Annotated in this window: 19 protein-coding genes; 13 read left to right on the top strand and 6 right to left on the bottom strand. The window is 69.2% G+C overall.

What is annotated here, in order from left to right; all coding sequences use genetic code 11:
* Positions 1-53 precede the first annotated feature (53 nt).
* Both AC1MED_RS15825 and AC1MED_RS15820 read left to right on the top strand, forming a co-directional pair.
* Complete coding sequence (locus AC1MED_RS15825; protein ID WP_479784231.1) at positions 54-854, top strand: alpha/beta fold hydrolase; 801 nt, start codon at positions 54-56, stop codon at positions 852-854.
* Positions 851-1,534: an esterase/lipase family protein gene (locus tag AC1MED_RS15820; protein ID WP_479784229.1), complete on the top strand. Its 684-nt coding sequence runs from the start codon at positions 851-853 to the stop codon at positions 1,532-1,534. The genes AC1MED_RS15825 and AC1MED_RS15820 overlap by 4 nt, the downstream gene beginning before the upstream one ends.
* 2 nt (positions 1,535-1,536) lie before the next feature.
* Here AC1MED_RS15820 and AC1MED_RS15815 read toward each other — a convergent pair whose 3' ends face one another.
* A complete protein-coding gene (locus AC1MED_RS15815; protein ID WP_479784228.1) occupies positions 1,537-2,271 on the bottom strand; it encodes a GAF and ANTAR domain-containing protein in 735 nt (244 codons plus the stop codon).
* A gap of 309 nt (positions 2,272-2,580) precedes the next feature.
* Between AC1MED_RS15815 and mgtA the strand changes: the two genes are divergently transcribed.
* The 3 genes from mgtA to AC1MED_RS15800 all read left to right on the top strand — a co-directional run bounded on the left by mgtA (position 2,581) and on the right by AC1MED_RS15800 (position 7,198).
* A complete protein-coding gene (mgtA, locus tag AC1MED_RS15810; protein WP_479784226.1) occupies positions 2,581-5,328 on the top strand; it encodes a magnesium-translocating P-type ATPase in 2,748 nt (915 codons plus the stop codon).
* Positions 5,329-5,428: 100 nt separating this feature from the next.
* Positions 5,429-6,781, top strand: a complete 1,353-nt coding sequence (locus AC1MED_RS15805) for a phosphoribosyltransferase family protein (protein WP_479784225.1) — start codon at positions 5,429-5,431, stop codon at positions 6,779-6,781.
* 3 nt (positions 6,782-6,784) lie between these two features.
* Positions 6,785-7,198 carry a DUF302 domain-containing protein gene (locus AC1MED_RS15800; RefSeq protein ID WP_479784223.1) on the top strand — a complete coding sequence of 138 codons (414 nt, stop codon included), beginning with the start codon at positions 6,785-6,787 and terminating at the stop codon, positions 7,196-7,198.
* 223 nt (positions 7,199-7,421) lie between these two features.
* Here AC1MED_RS15800 and AC1MED_RS15795 read toward each other — a convergent pair whose 3' ends face one another.
* The 4 genes from AC1MED_RS15795 to AC1MED_RS15780 all read right to left on the bottom strand — a co-directional run bounded on the left by AC1MED_RS15795 (position 7,422) and on the right by AC1MED_RS15780 (position 9,686).
* Positions 7,422-7,682: a DUF6480 family protein gene (locus AC1MED_RS15795; RefSeq protein ID WP_479784221.1), complete on the bottom strand. Its 261-nt coding sequence runs from the start codon at positions 7,680-7,682 to the stop codon at positions 7,422-7,424.
* A gap of 116 nt (positions 7,683-7,798) precedes the next feature.
* Positions 7,799-8,476, bottom strand: a complete 678-nt coding sequence (locus AC1MED_RS15790) for a hypothetical protein (protein ID WP_346957880.1) — start codon at positions 8,474-8,476, stop codon at positions 7,799-7,801.
* Positions 8,473-9,225, bottom strand: coding sequence for a hypothetical protein (locus AC1MED_RS15785; protein ID WP_479784219.1), 753 nt, complete (start codon positions 9,223-9,225; stop codon positions 8,473-8,475). Before AC1MED_RS15785 ends, AC1MED_RS15790 begins: the two co-directional genes overlap by 4 nt.
* A complete protein-coding gene (locus AC1MED_RS15780; RefSeq protein WP_479784218.1) occupies positions 9,222-9,686 on the bottom strand; it encodes a universal stress protein in 465 nt (154 codons plus the stop codon). Before AC1MED_RS15780 ends, AC1MED_RS15785 begins: the two co-directional genes overlap by 4 nt.
* Positions 9,687-9,835: 149 nt before the next feature.
* Here AC1MED_RS15780 and AC1MED_RS15775 point away from each other — a divergent pair, with 149 nt between their 5' ends.
* Together AC1MED_RS15775 and AC1MED_RS15770 are read left to right on the top strand one after the other, a co-directional pair.
* Positions 9,836-10,708 carry an NAD-dependent epimerase/dehydratase family protein gene (locus AC1MED_RS15775; RefSeq protein WP_479784217.1) on the top strand — a complete coding sequence of 291 codons (873 nt, stop codon included), beginning with the start codon at positions 9,836-9,838 and terminating at the stop codon, positions 10,706-10,708.
* Between the two features lie 11 nt (positions 10,709-10,719).
* The gene (locus tag AC1MED_RS15770) at positions 10,720-11,751 is read left to right on the top strand and encodes an aldo/keto reductase (RefSeq protein ID WP_479784215.1); all 1,032 of its coding nucleotides are present in this window, start codon (positions 10,720-10,722) and stop codon (positions 11,749-11,751) included.
* Here the strand turns inward: AC1MED_RS15770 and AC1MED_RS15765 are convergent.
* Positions 11,748-12,476 carry a FadR/GntR family transcriptional regulator gene (locus tag AC1MED_RS15765; RefSeq protein ID WP_479784213.1) on the bottom strand — a complete coding sequence of 243 codons (729 nt, stop codon included), beginning with the start codon at positions 12,474-12,476 and terminating at the stop codon, positions 11,748-11,750. The genes AC1MED_RS15770 and AC1MED_RS15765 overlap by 4 nt on opposite strands.
* 133 nt (positions 12,477-12,609) lie before the next feature.
* Between AC1MED_RS15765 and AC1MED_RS15760 the strand changes: the two genes are divergently transcribed.
* The 6 genes from AC1MED_RS15760 to AC1MED_RS15735 all read left to right on the top strand — a co-directional run bounded on the left by AC1MED_RS15760 (position 12,610) and on the right by AC1MED_RS15735 (position 18,705).
* Positions 12,610-13,899, top strand: coding sequence for an ABC transporter substrate-binding protein (locus AC1MED_RS15760; RefSeq protein WP_346957874.1), 1,290 nt, complete (start codon positions 12,610-12,612; stop codon positions 13,897-13,899).
* Positions 13,900-14,027: 128 nt separating this feature from the next.
* Positions 14,028-14,993, top strand: coding sequence for a carbohydrate ABC transporter permease (locus tag AC1MED_RS15755; protein ID WP_479784211.1), 966 nt, complete (start codon positions 14,028-14,030; stop codon positions 14,991-14,993).
* On the top strand, positions 14,990-15,880 hold the full coding sequence (locus tag AC1MED_RS15750; RefSeq protein ID WP_346957872.1) for a carbohydrate ABC transporter permease: 891 nt from the start codon (positions 14,990-14,992) through the stop codon (positions 15,878-15,880). The genes AC1MED_RS15755 and AC1MED_RS15750 overlap by 4 nt, the downstream gene beginning before the upstream one ends.
* 7 nt (positions 15,881-15,887) lie before the next feature.
* The gene (gene dgoD, locus AC1MED_RS15745) at positions 15,888-17,036 is read left to right on the top strand and encodes a galactonate dehydratase (RefSeq protein ID WP_479784209.1); all 1,149 of its coding nucleotides are present in this window, start codon (positions 15,888-15,890) and stop codon (positions 17,034-17,036) included.
* Between the two features lie 5 nt (positions 17,037-17,041).
* Positions 17,042-17,716: a bifunctional 4-hydroxy-2-oxoglutarate aldolase/2-dehydro-3-deoxy-phosphogluconate aldolase gene (locus AC1MED_RS15740; protein WP_479784208.1), complete on the top strand. Its 675-nt coding sequence runs from the start codon at positions 17,042-17,044 to the stop codon at positions 17,714-17,716.
* Positions 17,713-18,705 (top strand): sugar kinase, encoded by a 993-nt coding sequence (locus AC1MED_RS15735; protein WP_479784206.1) that lies wholly within the window; start codon positions 17,713-17,715, stop codon positions 18,703-18,705. The genes AC1MED_RS15740 and AC1MED_RS15735 overlap by 4 nt, the downstream gene beginning before the upstream one ends.
* Positions 18,706-18,727 lie beyond the last annotated feature (22 nt).

Genomic DNA, 18,727 nt, shown 5'->3' with positions numbered 1-18,727 from the left:
TCAGTATGCTTACTAGACACTGACCAGAGGCGTTGACAGAAACGAGATCCACCATGAGCAGCCCCGCGCGCATTGAGGTCGAGGCCGCAGGCCACCTGGGCCACGTCTTTGCCTCCCGGCGGCCCGCCGGGGCGGCCGTGGGAGCGCCGGCCGTCGTGCTGATCCACGGGATCGGGGTCTCGCACCGCTACCTGCAACGGCTGCACGGGCAGTTGTCCGAGTCGGTCGACACTTACTCGATCGATCTGCCGGGATTCGGGGCCACCCCCACGCCGGAGCACACACTCACCGCTGCGGAACAGGCTACCTACATCCTCGGCGCACTGGAACAGCTGGGAGTCCTGGAGTTCGTCGCCGTGGGGCACTCGATGGGCGTGCAGTTCGCCGTCGAAGCCCAACGGCAGCAACCCTCGCGGATTCCGTACCTGGTGCTGATGGGCCCGGTGGTCAATGACCAGCGGCGCACTGTGGCGCAACAGGCCCTGGCCTTGGGCCGCGACTGCCTGTTCTTCGAGAGCCCGTCCTCCAACGCCCTGGTGCTGACCGACTATTTCCGCTGCGGGCTGAGCTGGTACCTGAAGAATCTGCGGATCATGATGGACTACCGCCTCGAGGAGCGGATCGACGGCGTGGATGCCCCCGTCCTCGTGCTGCGCGGCGCGAACGACCCCGTTGCGCCGGCGGACTGGTGCCGGCGCCTCGTGGACCGGGGAGCCAGGTCACAGTTCCTGGAGATCGACGGTACCGGGCACGTGGTCCAGCACAACCGCGCCGCCGAGGTTGCCGCCTCCATCCTCGCCTTCGCCGGCATTGCAGCCGACGAAAGCGAAGCGCCCCAAGGGTTCACCGCGTGAGCACGCTGGCCCAGATCGCCGGCTGGTGGGTCCGGGACTACGCCTACGCCGCCGGCCGGCAGGTCCGCAGTGCGGTGTCCCGCGTCAGCCCCGACGAGTTCCTCAGCGGCACCGGACGGCCCGTCGTCGTCATCCCCGGCATCTACGAGGACTGGCGCTTTATGCTGCCGCTGATCCGGGAACTGCACGCCGCGGGGCATCCCGTGCATGTGGTGACCGTGCTGCAGCGCAACCGGCTGGCCGTGCCCGACGCTGCGGCGCTGATCGCCGACTACCTCCACCGGAGGGACCTGAGGGACACGATGATCGTCGCGCACAGCAAGGGCGGCCTGATCGGCAAGTACACCATGATGACGCTGGACCAGACACGGCGCATCACCCGGATGGTAGCGGTGTGCTCCCCGTTCCTGGGGTCCCGCTACGCCAGCTACATGCTGCTGCCGAGCCTGCGGGCGTTGTCGCCGCGCAACGCCGTGACCCTCCAGTTGTCCCGCGAACAGAGCGTCAACGAACGCATCACCTCTGTCTACGGACTGTTCGATCCGCACATTCCTGAGGGCAGCGTGCTTCCCGGAGCGCGGAACGTCCAGCTGGATACCGGCGGCCATTTCCGAATCCTGGCCGACGAGGACACCATCCGTACCGTGCTGGAAGAAGCGGCCGCGCCGGCCTCGGTGTGAGGCTAGTCCTCGAAGTGGGTCCGCGCCGGGCCCCGGCCCAGGCCGTCCACGATCGCGGAGGCGACCGCGTGCAGCTTGACGTTGCGGGTGCTGGAGGCGGTCCTGAGCAGGTCGAAGGCCTCCGCCTGGCTGCAGCGGTTCTGCGCCATGATGATGCCCACCGCGACGTCGATCGCGGTGCGGGTCTCCAGGGTCGCCTTGAGGTTCTCCGCCGTGTCGCTGAAGTTCGCGAAACGCACGGCCAGCCCGAGCGCCATGGTCGTCTGGCTTACGAAAATACTGGCCAGCTCCTGGGCACGTTCGTCGAAGCGGTGTGGCCGGTGCGAATAGAGGTTCAGCGCGGCACGGGTTTCGCCGTCGAGCAGGAACGGCACGGCGAGAATGGAGCGCATACCGTGCTCGCGGACCCGCGCCGCACACTGGGGCCAGCGCGTGTCCTCGTCCAGGTCGGCAATGTGCACCGTCTCCTGTTCCCGGGAAGCCGTCACGCAGGGGCCGTCGTTGAAGCCGTACTGGATTTCGTCCATGGCCTGCGCGGCCGGGCTGCTGCTGGCCACGGTGGCCGCCTTGCGCTGCCGGAGTAAGGTGATCCCGCACAGGATTTCGTCGCCCGGTTCGGAAAGGATGCGCGCCGAAACCCGGGCCAATTCGCCGAGGAATTCCTCCACATCGGCGCTATTCAACACCAGCTGCTGCAGGTGCTGGTTGATCGATGTTGCCGTTGACTCGCTTACCACTATTCCTTGATGCCGTTTCGCTCGGGTCGAATCGACCAGGCGGGGCGGCGCCCCACAGCACGGAATATGGCGGTGGTAGCGGCAGCAAAGCCGGATCGAAGAACTATCCAACGGCCTTCTGCTAAACCGTACCGAAAAAAATTATATACAGGACTTTGCCCGCCTTTTGCCGCGGGATTCGCCAGCCCGCCGGCCGGGTTTTCCGGCCGGCGGACCGGCACCGTGCGCCGGCCGGCCGAGCCCCCAATGACTCGCCACGGCTCCCGACGTAGTGTTAGCCGTATCGCGAGGTAATCGGACGGATTCTGTATGCCACAGCTCGAAACGCGGGAGTCCGCCTCCCCGCCGCTGACCATTGCCGACGCCGCCCGTGCCGACGGTGCCACGGTGCTCGGCCGGCTGGGTTCCGGCCCCGGCGGCCTGGCGGACGCCGAGGCCGGCGAACGGCTCGCCGTGCTGGGGCCGAACGCGGTCCGGACGCACGCGGCAAGCGGCTGGTCCGTGCTGGGCCGGCAGTTCCGCAGCCCCATCCTGATCCTGCTGCTCGTCACCGCGGGGCTCTCGCTCTCCCTCGGGGACGCCACCAACTCGATCGTGATCGGCGTGATCCTGCTGGTCAGCGTGGGCCTGGGGTTCAGCAACGAATTCCGGGCCGAACGCGCGGCCGAGGCACTGCATTCGCGCGTCACGCACACCGCCGTCGTGCTCCGCGACGGGACCGCCCGCGAGGTGGACGTCACCGCCCTGGTGCCCGGCGACGTCGTCCAGCTGGGACTCGGCGCGATCGTCCCGGCCGACCTGCGCCTGCTGGCGGTCAAGGACCTGCTCTGCGACGAAAGCATCCTGACCGGGGAATCGTTGCCGGTCGGCAAGGATCCCGCGCCCGTGGCCGGCGGCGCGGCGCTGGGGGACCTGACGTCCTGCCTGTTCATGGGCACCGTGATCCAGTCCGGCAGCTGCACCGGGGTGGTGGTGGCGACCGGCGGCCGGGCGGAATTCGGCCGGATCGCCCTTGGCCTGGGCGAACGTCAGCCGCAGACCGAATTCCAGCTCGGTCTCAAGCGCTTCTCCTTCCTGCTGCTGCAGGTGGCGGTCGTCCTGACCTCGCTCATCTTCATCGCCAACCTGCTGCTCCAGCGCCCGGTCATCGATTCGTTGCTCTTCTCCCTGGCCATCGCCGTCGGAATCACCCCGCAGCTGCTGCCCGCCGTCGTCAGCACCAGCCTGGCCACGGGCACCCGGCAGCTGGCCAACCGCAAGGTGCTGGTCAAACGGCTGGTCTGCATCGAGGACCTCGGCGACATGGACATCCTGGTCACGGACAAGACCGGCACGCTCACGGAGGGCCGAATCAGCTTCACGGCCGCCTTGCCCGTGGCCGCCGGCCTGTCTGCGGATCAGTTGTTCACCCTGGGGCTGCTCGCCACCGAGGCGGACTACGCGGAGGCGAAGCGCTCCGTCGTCGGGCAGAACCCGCTGGACGCCGCGCTCTGGGAGTCGCCGGGCGCCGCGGCGTTCGAGCCGTCGCGCTTCGACCGGCTCGACGTGATCGATTTTGACCACCAGCGACGGCGGACCAGCGTGCTGGTCCGCGACGCCGGCGGCCCCGCCCGGATCATCACCAAGGGCTCGCCGGAGGACGTCCTGGCGCTGTGCGGCGCCACGCCGGCCAGCGTGCAGGCCCTGCTGGATGAACAGTTCGACGCCGGCTCCCGCGTGGTGGCGGTGGCCACCCGGGCCGCCGCGGGCATGGAGGACATGGCGCCGGCCGACGAGAAGGAGCTGGTCCTGGCCGGGTTCCTGGTCTTCCTCGACCGGCCCAAGGCCAACGCGCGCGAGTCCCTGGACCGGCTGGAGGCACTCGGCATCATGGTCAAGATCGCCACCGGGGACAACGCCAAGGTGGCCGAGAAGGTCTGCGACGAACTCGGCGTGCTCTCCGGCGGGACCATCACCGGCGCCGAGGCGGAGGCCATGTCAGACCCGGAACTGAGCGCCGCCGCCCGCGAGGCCAGCATCTTCGCCCGCGTCTCGCCGGAGCAGAAGGCCCGGATCATCCGGCTGCTGCGGCAGAGCGGCGGAGCGGTCGGGTTCATGGGCGACGGCGTCAACGATGCGCTCGCGCTGCACCAGGCCGACATCGGCGTCTCCGTCGACAGCGCCACCGACGTCGCCAAGGACGCCGCCGACGTCGTGCTGCTGGACAAGGACCTGGGCGTGCTGGCCGACGGTGTTATGGAAGGCCGCCGGATCTTCGCCAACACCATCAAGTACGTCCTGATGGGCACCTCCAGCAACTTCGGCAACATGTTCAGCGCCGCAACGGCGTCCGTGGTGCTGAGCTTCCTGCCGATGCTGCCGGGGCAGATCCTGCTCAACAACCTGCTGTACGACACCGGCCAGCTGGCCATCCCCGGCGACCGGGTGGACAAGGAGCAGCTGCTGGCACCGGCCCACTGGAACATCGCCTTCATCCGGCGCTTTATGTTCCTCTTCGGCCCGATCAGCTCGGTCTTCGACTTCGCGACGTTTGCCCTGATGCTGTTTGTCTTCGACGCCGTGCCGGGGGAGTTCCGGGCCGGGTGGTTCATCGAGTCGATCGCGACGCAGACGCTGATCATCTTTGCGATCCGGACCCGCCGGGTGCCCTTCCTGCGCAGCCGCCCGTCCCTGGGGCTGCTGGGGGCCTCGCTGGGGGTAGTCGCCCTGGGTGTGTACCTTCCGCTGTCCCCGCTCGCGGCAGTGCTGGGCTTCGATCCGTTGCCGGTCCCCTTCTTCCTGGCCCTGCTGGGCATGACCGTGGTGTACCTGGTGCTGGTGGAACTGGCGAAGCAATGGTTCTTCTCCCGGGCGGCCCAGCAGCCCGCCGCGCCCGTGCTGCCCAGGGTCCGGCGCCGGGGCAAGGACCACCACGTTGCCCGCCGCGCCGCGCGCTTCAGCACCACGGCGGCGGCCACCCGGCACGCCCGCCGGTCCCCGCTGGCGCCCCGGCGGGGCAGGCCCGTCCGGCGCAAACGAAACCGGGTACAAGGGCCCTCACATCCCCGGAACTCCTGACGGATAGTGAAGGAAGCGGGCCACCTGGTCCGATGCCCGGCTTGGGGGGCGCATCACAGGACGAGTCCGACTGCCGGCGCCCGATTGGAAAGCCAAGACAATGAGCATTTTTGAAGACCGGGTCGACGCCGGGCGGCAACTGGGGCGGCGCCTGTCGGACCTGCGCGGCCAGGACATTGTGGTCCTCGGCCTTCCCCGCGGCGGCGTCCCGGTCGCGTTCGAGGTTGCTGCCGCCCTGGACGCGCCGCTGGATGTGATTGTGGTGCGGAAACTGGGGCTGCCGTACCAGCCCGAACTGGCCATGGGGGCGATCGGCGAGGGCGGCGCCAGGGTGCTGGAAGAGCACGTGCTGGCTCAGTCGCGGATTAGCGAGCGGGAGCTGCAGGCCGTCGAGGAGCGCGAGCGGGCCGTGCTCGAGGACCGGGTGGCGCGGTTCCGGAAAGGCCGCGGCCGCCAGGACCTGACCGGCCGCATCGCGGTGATCGTCGACGACGGCATCGCCACCGGGTCCACCGCCCGGGTTGCCTGCCGGATCGCCCGGAAGCTTGGCGCCGCGCGCGTGATCCTGGCTGTGCCGGTGGCGCCGGCCGACACCCTCGCCAGTCTGAGCGAACCCGACGAGGTGGTCTGCTTGGCCACGCCCCGGCACTTTTCCGCCGTCGGCTACCACTACCGTGATTTCTCGCCCACCGAGGACGACGAGGTGGTCCAATTGCTCGACGCCGCCGCCCGGCGGCTGCAGGATTCCCCCCGGTCGGCTGCCGGGACGGCGAAGGGTTCCGATGAGCCTGTGGAATTCGACGAAGAAGTGGAAATCCCGTCCCGGGGCGTCCGGCTCCAGGGCCAGCTGCACCTTCCCGTGCCGGCCCGCGGAGTGGTGGTTTTCGCGCACGGCAGCGGCAGCAGTCGGCACAGCCCGCGCAACCGCTTTGTGGCCAGCTTGCTCCAGCGCGCCGGCCTGGGCACCCTGCTGCTGGACCTGTTGACTCCGGCGGAGGAACGCAACCGCGCCAACGTCTTCGACATCGAACTGCTGGCGCGTAGGCTGTCCTCGGCGACGGACTGGCTGGGCACCCGCGAGGACACCGCTTCCTGCGCCATCGGGTATTTCGGCGCAAGCACCGGGGCAGGAGCTGCGCTGTGGTCCGCGTCCGAACCCTCCGCGCGGATCGCCGCCGTCGTTTCCCGCGGCGGACGCCCCGACCTGGCCGGACCGCGGCTTTCCGCCGTCCGCGCGCCCACGCTGCTGATTGTGGGCAGCTTCGACTACGAGGTGCTGGAGCTCAACCGCAAGGCCAAGGCCATGATGCGGTGCCCCAACCAGCTGGCCGTGGTGCAGGGCGCGACCCACCTGTTCGAGGAACCCGGTACGCTGGCCGCGGCAGCCATCCTCGCCAGGGACTGGTTCGCCAAGTACCTGCTGACCGTGACCGAACCGACAAGCCAGGAGTGATCCATGAGCTACACCTACACCACCGTCGTCCCGCTGGGCTGGGCAGACGCCGTCGAGAAGACCCGCGCCGCCCTGGCGGAGCAGGGTTTCGGCATACTCTCCGAAATCAACGTCCGCGACACGTTCGCGGCCAAACTCGGAGGCGACGCCGCGCAGGCCCTGGGCGACTACGTGATCCTGGGCGCCTGCAACCCGCAGCTGGCGAGCCGCGCCCTTGCCGCCGAGCCGGAAATGGGTGCCCTGCTGCCGTGCAACGTGGTCGTCCGCCGCGGCCCGGGTGCGGCCGAAACGACGGTGCACGCGATCGATCCGCAGACCATGGTGCAACTCAGCGACAGCCCGGCGGTCCGCGAGGTGGCGGACGACGCCGGCACCCGGCTCCGCGCGGCCATGGCCCAGTTGGCTGCAGACTTCTAGGGCCGGTGCCCATCCAAGCCACAGTTGTTGCCGTTTTCGGGGCTCAGAACGGCCACAACTGTTAGCTAGTCCGGTGCGGTCCGGCGTTCCTGGGGCCGCCGGGACGTTCCCGCCCAGTTCTTCCGCTCCGGGGCCGCGGACAGCCGCGGCCCCGCGCCGCAACCGAGGCGCCCGTGGGCCCCGGCCGCCAACAACTGGGCGGGAACGTTCGGGGCGGGGGGTGTTACTCGCTGTGCCCCTGATCGCGGCTCATCTGGCCCTCGGCCGGCGGCGTCTCGCCCGGCGGGACACCACCGCCTGGCTCCAGCCCGGTAATCTTGCCGCTGAGCGGATCCGGATTGGGCGAAGCTCCCTGGTCCGCAGGCTGGGAGTCCTGATCGCCACGCTGGGTGGCACCCGGCACGCTCTGCGGACGCGCGGAGCCGCCGCCGGGCTTGGGCGGATCCGGGTTGGCCGGGTCATTTTCCGGATGGTACGTGCTCATGGTGATGCCTTCCCTAGTTTCGGTAACTCTGGACGCTTAATAAGCATGCTGATTATCCTAGCCGTCCGGCACGGATCCGGCCATGAACGTGAGACAGAGGCAGCAGATGGGAGTTCCTAGGCGCCGTGCGCCTTGTGCTGCCCATCGTGGCGGGCGCGGTAGGCGTACACCAGCAACGCAATCCCGGCCAGGATCATGACGGCGGGGACAGCGAACTCGGCAGCAAAGAGCAGCGCCGTGGCCTGGAGCGCAAAGATTGCCCCCAGCACGGCAAGGACCGCGGCCGGGATCAGCGGCCACTTCATCCGGACCGGATGACCGCCCGTCCGGACCGGGACGAGCGAAATGAGCGCGAAGGTGGCCGCCAGGCCCAGGAACAGGACAGCGGCGACGGGTGTGCCCTGCAACTCTTGCGGGAGCGCAACAATGGCTGCCAGCGTGAGCATCACCCCGGCGGGGATCAACGCCCACCAGTTGGCCCGTTCACGCAGGTAGACCGCGGCGAATCCGGCCGCCATAAACAGGAACAGGAAGGCTGCGCCCGCACCTCCGTCCAGAAACTGCGTGGCGGTGATGACCGCGGCCAGGCCGAGGAACACCGAGCCGGGGATCGCCGCCCACCAGTTCTCCCGGCCGCGGATGAAGAGGGACAGGAACACCACCCCGACCGCCGCAAAGATCAGGGCCGGCAGGTAGACGGCGCTCCCGACTATGCCGAGCAGGTCCAGCAGCAACAGCAGTCCGACCGCCATCAGGACAACGCCGGCGATGATGCTCGCCTGTGCCGATTTCACCGGGCGCCTCCCGGCCGGTGGCGGCGCCTGCCGCGGGGGTGCCGGCGTTCCACCCGGGAACGGATGCCCAGCAACATGCGGCGCTCCATCAGAAACTGCAGCGGTTCTAGCACCACGCGCAGCGCAACGCCCAGCGGCAGCGGTGCATAGTCGTAGCGGGTCCGGGACAGCAGCCGGGTGCTGCGGGCACCCAGCGGCTGCAGCACAAAGGTCCAGCCCACTTCCAGCCGCGGCCCGGCCGCCCGCGCACCGTCGCCCGCGCCGGTGATCCGCCCGGTGCGGGGGTCTATGGTGCCGCCCAGCGCCAGCACCGCCGGCGGCTCGAGCCGCCGGACCGGGATGCCGCCGCCGGGGGACAACGGAATGGTGTCACCGACGGCGAGGTGCTGGAATTCGGGCAGGATCCGGTCGGCGCTGTGCATGCCGAGACCGGCGGCATTCTCCAAAGCGTCGTAGCTGTACATGCCGCCGCGGCCCGCCCCGAGCTGCACGAGCCACGGCCATACAACGGCCGGCGGGGCGGCGATGCTGACGGCCCGGGTGCTTTGCAGCCGCGGGGTCGGCACGAGTTCGTCGCCCGGCAGGGGACCGGCGGCCTCCTGCGTCGTGGCGCCCCAGCGCAGCAGGCGCGGCCGGACGGCGAGGACGTAGCCTGCCGCCGCGGCGGCGGCAGCCAGCGCCGCGAGCGGCCCTTTCAGCCCGGCCGCAAACGGCGGGCGGGCCGCGGCCTGCGCCGATCGCCCGCTCATTCGCCGGGCTTGCCTTCGCCGGCCTCCTGGCCGACCACCAGCACCGGGCAGTGGGCGTGCGCTGCGCAGGCGCTGCTGACCGAGCCCATCACCTGGGCAAGGAAGCCGCCCTGGCCGCGCCGTCCGACGACGAGCAGCTGCGCGTCCCGGCTCTCGTCCACCAACACCTTCGCCGGCGGCCCGAACTTGACCTGCCGCGTGAGCCGTTCGGGGCGGGCATCACCGAAAGCCCGCTCCAGTGACTGCTCCACCAGGCGTTTGGCGGTCTCCTCAAGTTCGCCGGTGGAGGCGGTGCGCTCCTCTGGCAGGTGGGACGCGAGGAAGAAATCCGAGGTACCAAGGCACGTGATCACCTCCAGCGGGGCGTTCAGGCTGGCGGCCATCCGCCCGGCGAGCCGGAGTGCCGTCGTTGAAAACTCGGAGCCGTCCACGCCCACGACTATCCGCTGATCTCCGCTCATGGCCCCCACCCTGCCCCCTCCTTCCGGCAGTGCCTAGGGCCAAAGGTCACCGCGCCGGCGCGGCCCCCGGCGGGCGCGGGGATGCACCCGGGCGCGGTCCGTTCTAGGGTGGTGGGACGGCAGCCGCCCCCAGCACCGAGGAGAGCCTGATGAGAATTGCAGTTACCGGAGGAAGCGGAAAGCTCGGCAGGAACGTGGTCCGCAGGCTTACCGACGACGGCCACCAGGTCACCAACCTGGACCAGGCCGGCGAGCGGGAGCACGGATTCACCCGGGTGGATCTGCGGAACTACGGGCAGGTGGTCGACGTCATCCTCGGCCTGGATGACCGGCATGAGGGCTTCGACGCGATCGTGCACCTGGCGGCCATCCCGGCCCCCGGTCTCGCCCCTGACGCCACGACCTTCGAGAACAACATGCAGTCGACCTACAACGTGTTCCAGGCCGCGCGCCGCGCCGGCATTAAAAAGATCGTCTACGCCTCCAGCGAGACGGTGCTGGGACTGCCGTTCGACGTCGACCCTCCCTACATCCCGGTGGACGAGGAATATCCGGCCCGCCCGGAAAGCACCTACTCGCTGGTCAAGCACCTCGAAGAGCAGATGGCGATCCAGCTGACCCGCTGGGACCCCACGCTGAGCATCACCGGGCTGCGGTTCTCCAACGTGATGGACCCGGAGGACTACGAGGAGTTCCCGTCGTTCGACGCCGATGCCCGGCTGCGGAAGTGGAACCTCTGGGGCTACATTGACGGCCGCGACGGCGCCCAGGCTGTGGCACGCGCGCTGGAACACGGCAAACCGGGCTTCAAGGCCTTCATCATCGCCAACGAGGACACCGTGATGAGCCGCCCCAGCAGCGAACTGGCCGCCGAGGTGTTCCCGAACGTCAGGGTGGTCAAGGAACTCGGCGAGCACGAGACGATGCTCTCGATCGACAAGGCCAAACGGCTGCTGGGCTACGCCCCGGAACACAGCTGGCGGAACTACCACTCGCTGCGCACCACGCCCACCGAAGACTGAACGGGAGTTCCATGGAATACCGCACCCTGGGCGCCAGCGGCGCCGTCGTCTCCAACTATGCCCTGGGCACCATGACCTTCGGCGCCGAGGCCACCGAGGAACAGTCCCACGCGATCCTGGACGGCTACCTCGACGCCGGCGGCAACTTCATCGACACCGCCGATGTCTACAGCTCCGGGGTTTCCGAGGAAATCATCGGCCGCTGGCTGGCCGCGCGGCCGGAGGCCCGGGACCGGGTGGTGCTCGCCACCAAGGGCCGCTTCCCGATGGGACAGTCCCCGAACGACGTCGGCACCTCCCGCCGGCACTTGAACCGCGCGCTGGACGATTCGCTCCGGCGCCTCGGGGTGGAGCAGATCGACCTCTACCAGCTGCATGCCTGGGACCCCATCACGCCCCTGGAAGAGTCCCTGCGCTTCCTGCACGACGCCGTCAGCAGCGGGAAAATCGCGTACTACGGCTTCTCCAACTTCCTGGGCTGGCAGCTGACCAAGGCCGTCCACCTGGCCAGGGCCCACGGCTGGAGCGCACCGGTGACGCTGCAGCCGCAGTACAGCCTGCTGGTCCGCGAGATCGAGTCGGAGATCGTTCCGGCATCGCTCGACGCCGGCATTGGCCTGCTGCCTTGGTCGCCGCTGGGCGGCGGCTGGCTCTCCGGCAAATACACCCGGGACCAGCCGCCCACCGGAGCCACCCGGCTGGGCGAGAATCCCGAGCGCGGCATGGAGGCCTGGGAGGCCAGGAACGCGGACCCGCGCACGTGGGAGATCGTCGACGCGGTGCATGAGATCGCCGGCCGGCACGGGGCGGGCGATGCCCAGGTGGCCTTGGCCTGGCTGGCGGAGCAGCCGGCGGTGACCTCGGTGATCCTGGGGGTCCGCAGCCCGGAGCAACTGGCCGACAACCTCGCCGCCGCGGACCTGGCGCTGACCGGGGCGGAGCTGAGCCGGCTGAGCGAGGTGAGCCGTCCGCGCGTCGGGGTCTACCCCTACGGTCCGATGGCCCAGGAGCAGCGGAGCCGGAAGATCGCCGGCGGCCGCTAAACGCCCTGGTGGCTGGACCAGATGTCGCCGATTTCCTCGGTGGACTGCTCCACGATCCGGCGCATGGACGCGTGGGCGGCGTCCGTCTCGCCGCGCTGGATGGCGCTGGCCACGTCCACGTGCAGCTGCAGCGCCTCGTGCTGCGGCAGGTGCGGCATCAGGCCGTGCTCGGTGCGGCCGGTGAGGACCTCGGCGACCAGGTTGTGCAGCTGGGAAAACATCGGGTTGCCGGAGGCCTGCAGCACGGCGGCATGGAACTCGATGTCCAGACGCAGGAACTCGTCCTGGTTGCCCCGCTGGCCGGCGGCCCAGAGCCGTGCGGCCTGGGCGACGAGATCGCTGCCGGTGTCCCATGAGGCCCGCTCGGCGGCGAGCCGGGCGGCCTGCGGCTCGATCGCGCCGCGGAGTTCGTTCAGGGCGCGCAGCTGGTCCACCCGCCGGGACGACGCCAGCCGCCAGCGGATCACCTGCGGATCGTAGAGGTTCCACGATTCCTCGGGTTGCACCACGGTCCCCAGCCGGCGCCGTGATGCCAGCATGCCCATGGAGGAGAGCACCCGGGTGGCTTCGCGCACGACGGAACGCGACACGCCGTGCTGCGCCTCTAGCTCATCCAGCCGCAGGATCGAGTGCGGCGCCAGGCTCCCCTCGGCAATGGCGAGCCCCAGCGTCTGGACGAGCACGGAGTGCAGGTCAGCTGAAGACTCCGCCTTTGGGGTTTGCATGAATAAATCATACGGGTGGACGCAAGGGGTTGTTTAAGTCTGCTTTATTTCTCTAAGATCGCTCCAGAGCAGATGTAAAGATGCATCCGCGGATGGCTGGAACTGATCCGGCCCTGAAGACAAGGGAGTCGTAATGAAGCGACGTTCAATTGTGAAGTACGCGGCCGTTGCCGCGGCGCTGTCGCTCGGGCTGACCGCTTGCGGCGGCGGTGGTGGCGATGCCAAGGCCGGCGGCACGGTCCGGGTCACGCTGGCCAACCACGTGTGGACCGAGGGCATCAAGGCAGCCATTCCGGAGTTCGAAAAGTCCACCGGCCTCAAGGTCGAACTCACCCAGCTCGGCGAGGACCAGCTGTCGGACCAGTACAACGTCAAGCTCAACGCCGGCAGCGATGAAATCGACGTCATGATGTACCGCCCCCTCCAGGAGGGCAAGGCGTTCGCCAAGAACGGCTACCTCGCCGACCTGACCAGCAAGGTCTCCGGCGACGCGAACTGGGACTGGAAGGACTACCAGGAGGGCCCGGTCAAGGCCAGCACCGTCGACGGCAAGGTCGTCGGCGTGCCGATCATCACCGAACGCGAAGTCCTCTACTACCGCAAGGACCTGCTGCAGGCCGCCGGCGTCGAGGTTCCCAAGACCATGGACGAGCTCCAGGCCGCCGCGAAGAAGATCGCGGCAGCCAACCCCGACACTGCCGGCTTCGTGGCACGCACCGCCAAGTCCGCCGCCGTCACCCAGTTCTCCAGCTTCCTCTACAGCTTCGGCGGCGACTTCACCGACGGAAACGGCAAGTCCACCGTCGGCAGCGAGGAGGCCAAGAAGGCCTACTCCTTCTACGGCGGCCTGATCAAGAACTACGGCCCCAAGAACGTCAGCACCGACATGAGCTGGCCCGAAGCGATGGCCATCTTCACCCAGGGCAAGGCGGCCTTCTACACCGAGGCCGATTCGCTCTACAAGAACGCCACCGATCCGGCCAAGTCCAAGGTCGCGGACAAGGTCGGCTTCGCCGCACTGCCTGCCGGTCCGGCCGGTTCCAAGCCGTACAACATTCCGTCCTGGGGCCTCGCCATCAACCAGGCCTCCGGCAACCAGGACAACGCGTGGAAGTTCATCCAGTGGGCCACCAGCAAGGAACGCACCCTCGCGGCGCAGAAGGCCGGCGTCCCCGGTCCCCGCGCCTCGGTCTGGGCTGACCCGGCCGGAACCTCCACCTACCCGAAGGACCTGGCCGAGGCCATCGCCACGAGCGCCAAGAACGGTGTGGGCCACGACCGGCCCGAGGTCATCACGGTGGGCAAGGCCCGCGAAATCGTCGGCGCCCCGATCGTGGCCTCGATCACCGGAGCCGACGCCTCGGCTGCGGCCGACGCGGCCAACGAGGACTTCCAGAAGTTCCTCGACAGCGAAAAGAAGTAGCGCCCCGGCGCCCGGCGCCCACTGCTACACGCGCACTGTTTGACGCATCAAGCCCGGCGGGACGGCTGCCCAGCCGCCATCCCGCCGGGCCATGCTCTTCCCTTCACCCCCAACTCCTTAGGTGAACCATGTCTGTACTGAACACCTCCCGCGGTGACACCACCCGCGTCGGCGGCCGCGCCGCGGCCCGCACGCCCGGCCCGCGGCAAAACTTCTCCGCCTGGGCCAACCGGCACCGCAAGTGGCTCTTCGCCGCGCCGGCCATGATTTTCGTGGGCGTCCTGATCGTCTTCCCGCTGGCCTGGACCCTGTACCTGAGCCTCACCGACTCGCAGGGCTCGGTCCGCGCCGCCTCCGAATTCGTCGGCCTGGAGAACTACCTGACGGTGCTCTCCGACGTCGACCGCTTCTGGCCCGCCGTCGGCCGCACCATGTCGTTCACCGGTGTCGCCCTGGTCTGCGAGGTTGTTCTGGGCATGGGCATCGCGCTGCTGTTGTGGCGCCCCTTCCGCGGCGAAAAGTGGGTGCGGGTCGCCATCCTGCTGCCGCTCGTCGCCACCCCCGTGGCCGTCGGCATGATGTGGCGGCTGATCTTCGACCCCAACATCGGCTTCGTCAACCAGCTGCTCAGCATGGTCGGCATCCCGGCGCAGCCGTGGCTGGCCGGACAGGACACCGCGCTGGGCACCACCATCTTCATCGACGTTTGGCAGTGGACCCCGATGGTCGTGCTGATCCTGCTCGCCGGCCTGACCTCGCTCTCCGAAGAGCCCGACGAGGCCGCCCGGATGGACGGCGCCAACGCGTTCCAGCGCTTCTTCTTCATCACCCTGCCGCTCATGATGCCGACCGTGATCGTCGCCATCCTGCTGCGTGGCATCGACGCCCTGAAGACCTTCGACATCCTCTACGCCACCAAGGGCAAGGGTGGCGGCTCCTTCCACGAGGTGGAGACCCTCAATGTTTACGCCTACGGCCTGAGCTTCGACTACAACCAGTACGGGCTCTCCTCCGCGGTGCTGATCCTGTTCTTCATGATCATCATCGGCACCATGTGGCTGCTGACCATGCGCAAGAAAGCGGTAAGCAAATGACCGTCCAGACCCAAAACACCCCCTCCCAGACCGCCGCCGCGGCGACGGCGACGGCCCCGCGCCGCCGCAAGCCGCTGGCCACCCGCGCCTACAAGGTCTTCCGGGTCGTCGCGCTGGTCGCGGTGGTGCTGTTCCTGATCGCCCCGCTGTTCTGGATGCTGCTGGCCTCCTTCAAGACCAACGTGGACATCTACGACACGGCCAAGTCGTTCCTCTTCACCCCCACGGGCGAGAACTACGCCAACGTGCTGCAGCGGAACAACTACTTCATCTTCATCTTCAACAGCTTCTGGGTGGCGTTCGTCTCCACCGCCCTGTCGCTGGTCCTCGGCGTCCCCGCGGCTTACGCGATGAGCCGCTTCACCATGCACCGCTCGGCCCTAGTGGTCCTGATGGCCCGCGTCATCCCGGGTGTGTCGCTGCTGGTGCCCTGGTACTACGTCTTCTCCAACCTGAAGATGGTGGGCGGCTTCGAGGTGCTGATCCTCAGCCACATGTTCGTCGCGCTACCGTTGATCGTCTACATCATGATGAGCTACTTCGACTCGCTGCCGCTGGAGCTGGAGGAATCGGCCCAGGTGGACGGCCTCACCCCGATCGGCGCGTTCCGCCGCATCACGCTGCCGCTGTCCGTCTCCGGCATCGCCACCGCCGGGATCCTGTCCTTCATCTTCTCGTGGAACAACTTCATGTTCGCCCTGGTGCTCTCCGGCTCCAAGACCAAGACCCTGCCGGTGGCGATCTTCGACTTCGTCTCCTATGCCAGCATCGACTGGGGCGGACTGATGGCGGCCGCCACCGTGGTTACTATCCCGATCATGATCATTGCGCTCTTCACGCAGAAGTACATCGTGTCCGGCCTGACCGCCGGCGCGACCAAGGGCTAGGCAGCAGATGACAAGCATCAGCAGGATTGAAACCTTCCTCGTCGCGCCGCGCTGGCTCTTCGTCCGGATCGAAACCGACAGCGGGATTGTCGGCTGGGGCGAGGCCAGCTGCGAGGGCCGCAGCGAGACGGTGCGCACCGCCGTCGACCAGCTCTCCGAGCTGCTGATCGGCAACGACGCACTCCGGATCGAGGACCACTGGCAGGTCATGACCAAGGGCTCCTTCTACCGCGGCGGGCCCATCCTCGCCAGCGCCGTCTCCGGCCTGGACCAGGCCCTATGGGACATCGCGGGCAAGCACTTCAACACCCCCGTGCACCAGCTCCTGGGCGGCCACGTCCGGGACCGGATCCGGATGTACGGCTGGGTGGGCGGGGACGAACCCAACGAGGTGGCGGACCAGATCAGCGCGCAGCTGGAGGTCGGACTCACCGCGGTGAAGATGAACGCCAGCGGCCGGATGAGCCCCGTCGCCTCGGTGGCGGAACTCGACGGCGTCGTCCGCCGGGTCGCCGCCGCCCGCGAAGTCCTGGGCGACCACCGCGACGTCGCCGTCGACTTCCACGGCCGCTTCAGCCTGGCCAACGCCCGGCGGGTGGCGCCGCTGCTGGAACCGTACCGGCCGTTCTTCCTCGAAGAACCCGTGGTTCCGGAAAACACCCACCTGCTCCGGGAGTTCACCTCCTCCACCACGACGCCGGTCTCCACCGGTGAACGGCTCTACAGCCGGCAGGAATTCCTGCCCGCGCTGCAGGCCGGCATCGCCGTGGCCCAGCCCGACCTCTCACACGCCGGCGGCATCACCGAGGTCCGCAAGATCGCCTCGCTCGCCGAAATCTACGAGGTCCAGCTGGCCCCGCACTGCCCGCTGGGTCCGCTGGCGCTCGCAGCCTGCCTGCAGGTGGGCTTCGCCACGCCCAACTTCCTGATCCAGGAACAAAGCATCGGCATCCACTACAACCAGGGCGCCGAAGTCCTGGACTATGTGGTGGACAAGTCCCCGCTGAAGTTCGTGGACGGCCACATCGAACGGCTGACCGGCCCGGGCCTGGGCATCGAGATCGACGAGGCCGTAGTCCGTGCCGCGGACAAGCGCGGCCACGCCTGGCGCGGACCGGTCTGGCGCCACCCCGACGGCGCCTTCGCAGAATGGTGAACGATATGACCTCCTCCCTGACCCCCGGAGACCTGCTGGCCGGCATCCGCGAGACCCGCCTGGTGGCGATCGTGCGCGGCACCGACGGCGGGGCCGCCGCCCGGGCCGCCCTCGCGGCCATGGAGGAAGGTTTCCGCTACGTCGAAATCGCCCTCACCACGCCGGACGCACTGGCGGCCATCCGCTCGGTTCGCGCCGCGGCACCCGCCGGCTGCTTTGTCGGGGCCGGCACCGTCCTCACCGCCGCGGATGTCGACGAGGTCGCCGACGCCGGCGGCCAGTTCATGGTGACACCCTCACTGGCCACCTCCATCGAGGAGTCCGCCCGCCTGGGGATCCCCGTCCTCGCCGGGGCGCTGACCCCCAGCGAGGCCTATGAGGCGATGAACCGCGGCGCCACCGCGGTGAAGCTGTTCCCCGCCTCCATCGGCGGCCCGCGCTACCTGAAGGCGCTCCGCGACCCCTTCCCCGGCATCCCGTTCATCGCCGTGGGCGGCGTCGGGCTGGACGAGGCCGCCGGGTATTGGGACGCCGGGGCGATCGCCGTCGGACTCGGCGGACCGCTGTTCGGCGACGCCGGCTCGGGCGGGAACCTTGCCCCGGTGCGCGAGCGGGCCCGCGCCTTCGTCGGCCTCGCGTCCGGATACGGCCGGCGGCCGGCGGCGGAGCCCGCGCGGTGACCGTCGACCTGCTCACCCTGGGTGAATCGATGGTCTCGCTGCGGTCGGCGGGGCCGCTGTCCGCCGGCGGCAGCCTGGGCATGCACGTGGCCGGGGCGGAGTCCAACGTCGCCGTCGGCGTCGCCCGGCTGGGCCACAGCGTCGCCTGGGCCGGTGTCATCGGCGCGGACCCGCACGGTGAATTCATCCTCCGCCAGCTGCGCAGCGAGGGCATTGCGGTGCAGCACCGGGTGGATGCCGCCCGGTCCACCGGGGTGATGTTCCTCGAGCGGCGCACCGCGGACATCAGCCGGGCCTACTATTACCGTGCCGGTTCCGCCGGCTCCACGATCAGCCGCGAGGACGTGGACCGGGCCTTCGCGGCCGGTCCCCGTGTCCTGCACCTGACCGGCATTACCGCTGCCCTCGGCCCGGAGTCCCGGCGTGCGGTTGAGTACGCGGCCGCCCGCGGTGCCGCCGAAGGCCTGGTGGTTTCGCTCGACGTCAACTACCGCAGCAAACTGTGGTCCCGCGACGAGGCCCGCGCCGTCCTCACCCCGCTCGCCCGGCACGCCAGTGTCCTGGTGGCCTCCGACGACGAACTCGGACTCGTCGCGGACGGCGGAGCCTTTGGCAGCGGCGCGTTGGGCGGCAGCCCCGGCGACCGTGAGGCCGCCGAACTGGCCATGGCCGCCGAGCTGCTGGACCGCGGCATCCGGGAAGTTGTGGTCAAGCGCGGTGCCGCCGGCGCCGGGGTCTACACCGCAGGCGGCCGCTGGGAAGCCCCCGCCGTCCCGGTGACCAGCATCGACACCGTGGGCGCCGGAGACGCCTTCACCGCCGGCTATCTCTCAGCCCTGCTCGACGGCGGCGACGTCGCCGCCCGGCTCAAGCGCGGGACCCTCGCCGGGGCCTTCGCGGTCAGCACCGCCGGCGACTGCGACGGCCTGCCCAGCGCCGCGGAACTGGCGCTGCTGGGCGCCGCCCCGGACGGAAGCACCCAGCGCTAAGACACCCCTGCACCTCCCGGAC

This window comes from Arthrobacter sp. BI5, assembly GCF_056680065.1.
This window is presented reverse-complemented; position numbering and strand designations above follow the sequence as displayed.

What these genes read in the sequence shown, in the direction of transcription:
- AC1MED_RS15775 (WP_479784217.1), top strand. Translation starts at nt 9,836, where the DNA reads ATGAGAATTGCAGTTACCGGAGGAAGCGGAAAGCTCGGCAGGAACGTG.
- AC1MED_RS15800 (WP_479784223.1), top strand. Translation starts at nt 6,785, where the DNA reads ATGAGCTACACCTACACCACCGTCGTCCCGCTGGGCTGGGCAGACGCC.
- AC1MED_RS15780 (WP_479784218.1), bottom strand. Translation starts at nt 9,686, where the DNA reads ATGAGCGGAGATCAGCGGATAGTCGTGGGCGTGGACGGCTCCGAGTTT.
- AC1MED_RS15755 (WP_479784211.1), top strand. Translation starts at nt 14,028, where the DNA reads ATGTCTGTACTGAACACCTCCCGCGGTGACACCACCCGCGTCGGCGGC.
- AC1MED_RS15765 (WP_479784213.1), bottom strand. Translation starts at nt 12,476, where the DNA reads ATGCAAACCCCAAAGGCGGAGTCTTCAGCTGACCTGCACTCCGTGCTC.
- AC1MED_RS15805 (WP_479784225.1), top strand. Translation starts at nt 5,429, where the DNA reads ATGAGCATTTTTGAAGACCGGGTCGACGCCGGGCGGCAACTGGGGCGG.
- AC1MED_RS15825 (WP_479784231.1), top strand. Translation starts at nt 54, where the DNA reads ATGAGCAGCCCCGCGCGCATTGAGGTCGAGGCCGCAGGCCACCTGGGC.
- AC1MED_RS15750 (WP_346957872.1), top strand. Translation starts at nt 14,990, where the DNA reads ATGACCGTCCAGACCCAAAACACCCCCTCCCAGACCGCCGCCGCGGCG.
- mgtA (WP_479784226.1), top strand. Translation starts at nt 2,581, where the DNA reads ATGCCACAGCTCGAAACGCGGGAGTCCGCCTCCCCGCCGCTGACCATT.
- AC1MED_RS15770 (WP_479784215.1), top strand. Translation starts at nt 10,720, where the DNA reads ATGGAATACCGCACCCTGGGCGCCAGCGGCGCCGTCGTCTCCAACTAT.
- AC1MED_RS15785 (WP_479784219.1), bottom strand. Translation starts at nt 9,225, where the DNA reads ATGAGCGGGCGATCGGCGCAGGCCGCGGCCCGCCCGCCGTTTGCGGCC.
- AC1MED_RS15760 (WP_346957874.1), top strand. Translation starts at nt 12,610, where the DNA reads ATGAAGCGACGTTCAATTGTGAAGTACGCGGCCGTTGCCGCGGCGCTG.
- dgoD (WP_479784209.1), top strand. Translation starts at nt 15,888, where the DNA reads ATGACAAGCATCAGCAGGATTGAAACCTTCCTCGTCGCGCCGCGCTGG.
- AC1MED_RS15740 (WP_479784208.1), top strand. Translation starts at nt 17,042, where the DNA reads ATGACCTCCTCCCTGACCCCCGGAGACCTGCTGGCCGGCATCCGCGAG.
- AC1MED_RS15795 (WP_479784221.1), bottom strand. Translation starts at nt 7,682, where the DNA reads ATGAGCACGTACCATCCGGAAAATGACCCGGCCAACCCGGATCCGCCC.